The sequence below is a fragment of the Nocardia sp. NPDC060220 genome (assembly GCF_042727815.1).
Taxonomy (GTDB): Bacteria; Actinomycetota; Actinomycetes; order Mycobacteriales; family Mycobacteriaceae; genus Nocardia.
On record NZ_JBHWZY010000810.1, the window covers coordinates 1 to 3088 of the forward strand.

Consider the following 3088-nt stretch of genomic DNA (forward strand, 5'->3'; position numbering starts at 1 on the left):
GTAGCCTTTCTGACCATGACGAACGGTGAATCGACGCCAACGGAGCTGCGCGCGTCCGGCACGGTCGGTGTCGCGATGGTGACCCCCTTCAGCGCTGCGGGCAAGCTCGACGTCGATGCCGGTGTCGCACTGGCGGCACACCTGGTCGACCGTGGGGTCGACCTGCTGATCATCTCGGGTACCACCGGCGAATCGCCGACCACGACCGAAACCGAGAAGCATGATCTGCTGCGGGCGGTCGTCGACGGCGTCGGCGACCGGGCCACCGTGGTCGCGGGCGCGGGTACCTACGACACCGCGCACTCGATCGAACTGGCGCGTGCCGCGGAGAACGCGGGCGCACACGGTCTGCTCGTGGTGACCCCGTATTACTCGCGGCCCACACAGGAGGGCCTGATCGCGCATTTCACCGCGGTCGCCGACGCCACCGCGCTGCCGATCACGCTCTACGACATTCCACCGAGGTCGGTGGTGCCTATCGCCATCGACACGATCCGGCGCCTTGCCGAGCATCCCAACATCGTCGCGGTGAAGGATGCCAAGGGCGATCTCGTCTCCGGAGCCGATCTCATCGCGACCACCGATCTGGATTTCTACTCCGGTGACGACGGACTGAATCTCCCCTGGCTCTCGGTCGGTGCGGTCGGGTTCATCAGCGTCATCGGACACCTCGTGCCGGAGCGACTGCGCGAGATCCACCACGCCTACACCATCGGTGACGTGGCCAGGGCGCGAGAGATCAACGCGACACTACTGCCGCTGTACGCGGCCATGACCCGCCTGGGAGGTGTGGCGATGTGTAAGGGAGGACTCCGATTGCTCGGCATCGACGTAGGTGAGCCCCGGTTGCCCCAGCTGATGCCGACGCAGGCACAGCTCGAGGAGCTGGCGCTGGACCTGCAGGCCGCGGGGGTGTCGGCATGACCGAACCCGTAGCCCGTAAGCCCCGCCGCCGTTCGGCATCGCGTGCCGCCGGTGCGCCGGAGCCGACGCCGGTGGAGACCGCGCAGGCCGCGGTGAAGAAGGTGGTCGCGCCCGAGGAAGCCCCCGCGGCGAAGGAACCGGCGATCGCCGAACCGATCGCCGAGGTCACCGCGGAAGCGAACCTGGCCGGTAGCGCCGAGGTGGGCACCGACCTGCTCAGCGTCGCCGAAGAACAAGTGACCGCGAAGAAGACCGCGCCGCGGCGCGCGAGGACCAAGCCGGCTACCGAAGCCAAGGGCAAGCAGGCCGAGGCCAAGAGCAAGCCCGCCGCCGAGCAGTCCCGCGGTGGTGGCCGTGGCAGGCAGGGCGGTGGACGCGGTCGAGGTTCCGCGCCGGTCGCCGAGCCGCGCGAGAAGGCGGCCCACGACAAGCTGGGCCCGCCGCCGAAGCTGGTGAAGAACGGCTTGCGCCTGTTCGCCCTGGGCGGCATCGGCGAAATCGGCCGCAACATGACCGTGTTCGAATACGGCGGCAAGCTGCTGATCGTCGACTGCGGTGTGCTGTTCCCCGAGGACCAGCAGCCCGGTGTCGACCTGATCCTGCCGGACTTCGGGCCCATCGAAAACCGGATGGCCGACGTCGAGGCCATCGTGCTCACCCACGGCCACGAGGACCACATCGGTGCCGTGCCGTTCCTGCTGCGCCTGCGCCAGGACATCCCGGTGATCGGCGCCAAGTTCACCCTCGCGCTGGTCGCGGCCAAGGCGCGCGAGCACCGGTTGCAGCCCAAGCTGCGCGAGGTCGCCGAGGGCGAGACCACGGTGCACGGCCCGTTCGAGCTCGAGTACTTCGCGGTCAACCACTCGATTCCCGACGCGCTGGCTGTGGCCATCCGCACCGGTGCCGGCGTGGTCCTGCACACCGGCGACATCAAGCTCGACCAGCTGCCCCTCGATGGCCGCCTCACCGACCTGGCCGGTTTCTCCCGCCTCGGCGACGAAGGTGTCGACCTGTTCCTGGTCGACTCCACCAACGCCGAGGTTCCCGGTTTCGTCACCCCCGAGCGCGAGATCGGTGGCGTGCTCGACAACGTCATCGGCAAGGCCACCAACCGCGTCATCGTGGCGTCGTTCGCCAGCCACGTGCACCGCATCCAGCAGGTCGTCGACGTCGCGCAGAAGTACAACCGCAAGGTCTGCTTCGTCGGCCGCTCGATGGTCCGCAACATGGAGATCGCGCAGGACCTCGGCTACCTCACCGTGCCCGACAACGTCGTGGTCACCCTCGATCAGGCCGCGAACCTGCCCGGCAACCGCCTGGTGCTGATCTCCACCGGCTCCCAGGGCGAGCCGCTCTCGGCGCTGTCACGGATGGCGCGCGGCGAGCACCGCCAGATCAACATCCGCGCCGACGACCTGGTGGTGCTGGCGTCCTCGCTGATCCCCGGCAACGAGAACTCGGTGTTCGCCGTGGTCAACGGCCTGGCCCGGCTCGGCGCGACCGTGATCACCCAGCAGAACGCGAAGGTGCACGTCTCCGGCCACGCGTCCGCCGGTGAGCTGCTGTACCTGTACAACGCGGTGCGCCCGACCAACGCCATGCCCGTGCACGGCGAATGGCGGCACCTGCGCGCCAACGCCGCACTGGCGGTGGCGACCGGTGTGCCCGAGGAGCGGGTCATGCTGGCCGAGGACGGCGTGGTGGTCGACCTGGTCGACGGCATCGCCTCCATCGTCGGCCGTGTGCCGGTCGGACACGTCTACGTCGACGGCCTCTCGGTCGGCGACGTCGGCGAGTCGACCCTGTCGGACCGCCTGGTCCTGGGCGAGGGTGGGTTCATCTCGATCACCATCGTCATCGACTCGACCACCGGCAAGGCGGTGAGCACGCCCGAGCTCAACGGGCGCGGCTTCTCCGACGACCGGACCGCGCTCGACGGCGCGAACGAACTGGTCGAGGCGGAACTGCTGCGCCTGGCCGGTGAGGGCATCACCGACACCCACCGCATCGCCCAGGGCGTGCGCCGGGTGGTCGGCCGCTGGGTCGCCGACGTCTACCGTCGCCGCCCGATGATCGTGCCGACGGTCGTCGCCGTCTGATCGCCTGATCGAGAGATCAACAGATCAACAGATCAACAGAAAACCGCTGGGCGACTATGTCGCCC

2 protein-coding genes are annotated in these 3088 nt (G+C 68.8%); both read left to right on the plus strand.

All coding sequences use genetic code 11. From position 1 onward, the window contains the following. The first annotated feature begins 15 nt into the window (after window positions 1-15). On the plus strand, window positions 16-924 hold the full coding sequence (dapA, locus tag ACFWF3_RS30045) for a 4-hydroxy-tetrahydrodipicolinate synthase (RefSeq protein WP_378992374.1): 909 nt from the start codon (window positions 16-18) through the stop codon (window positions 922-924). Beyond that, complete coding sequence (locus ACFWF3_RS30050) at window positions 921-3023, plus strand: RNase J family beta-CASP ribonuclease (RefSeq protein WP_379317012.1); 2103 nt, start codon at window positions 921-923, stop codon at window positions 3021-3023. The genes dapA and ACFWF3_RS30050 overlap by 4 nt, the downstream gene beginning before the upstream one ends. Window positions 3024-3088: the final 65 nt, after the last annotated feature.